The sequence below is a fragment of the Vibrio sp. Vb0349 genome, assembly GCF_033338975.1.
Genome location: NZ_JAWOTS010000381.1, coordinates 1 through 1,112, shown reverse-complemented (window position 1 = coordinate 1,112; position 1,112 = coordinate 1). Strand labels below are relative to the sequence as shown.

1 protein-coding gene is annotated in these 1,112 nt (G+C 45.4%); it reads right to left on the bottom strand.

Going from position 1 to position 1,112, the window contains the following annotated elements:
* Window positions 1-17: 17 nt before the first annotated feature.
* Window positions 18-1,112, bottom strand: a 1,095-nt coding sequence (locus tag R7Q47_RS26010) for an HD-GYP domain-containing protein (RefSeq protein WP_318090230.1), incomplete at its 5' end; no start/stop codon positions are given.

The following is a 1,112-nucleotide window of genomic DNA, read 5'->3' as shown; positions in this document are numbered from 1 at the left end:
TCAAGCTAAGCACTGATTTAGTCATAGAACGGTTTTGGATCGATTTCTAAAGATGAAGGCGCTATCGCTCTTTCAATTTTGTGCGCACTCGTTTTTAAATCCACCATCGCTACATCAATGTATCGTTTGTACTTACGGGAGTAGAAACATTTCACTTCTGGCTTTAACGCTTGAGATGGATTCGAAGACCACACAATACCCACTCTGCCATCACTGAGTTCCACGATAGAACCTACTGGATACACACCAATGCAGTTGATGAACTTGTATACCAGGTCAGGGTCGAGATGGAAAGGCGTTAGACTGAGCAAAATCTTAAATGCTTCTGCTGAGCTCATGCCTTTTTTGTAGCAACGATCAGCGGTGAGCGCGTCATAAATGTCGACGATACAACTCATGCGACCATGAATCGGAATCTCGTCGCCCGATAGTCCGCGCGGATACCCTGTTCCATCAAGCTTTTCATGATGCATTAAACACACGTCTCGGCTGACATCGCTCAACCCTTTCACTTCAACGATGATCTCGCCCGCGAAGACTTGGTGCAACTTCATGTGCTCAAACTCTTCTGGCGTTAAACGCGCTGGCTTGTGAAGAATTTTATCGTCCACTTTGATTTTACCTACATCGTGAATGATGCCACCAATCGCCAATTGCTTGAGGGTATCTTTGTCTAAGCCTAAGTGTTTGCCGAACGAAACCAGCAGACAGGCGACATTTACTGAATGCTCGAGTAAATAAGAATCTTTCTGGCGCAATGCAGAAACACACTGCAAAGCGTCTGAATCAATAAATACACTTTCGATCATGTCATCCGCCCACGATTCAATCTCGTCGACTTGGATAACTTTGCCTTCAAAAGTTTGGTTGAGAAGTTTCTGCGCTAGGCCTTTTGCTTCCGCAATCAGCTTTTTAGCACGCTTGTGTTGGACTTCTCGCGAGCGATACGCACGTTGCACTTTGCTTGATACGGAAAGCGTTTTATCCCCTACTTCGATATCGATAGGTTCTTCGACGGGTTTGAATACGCACTGCTGAGCAGAAAGTGATTGATCAACCCAAACGAATTTCACGCCACTTGCGCGAAGCTTTTTAATGCCTTCTGCGTTCGA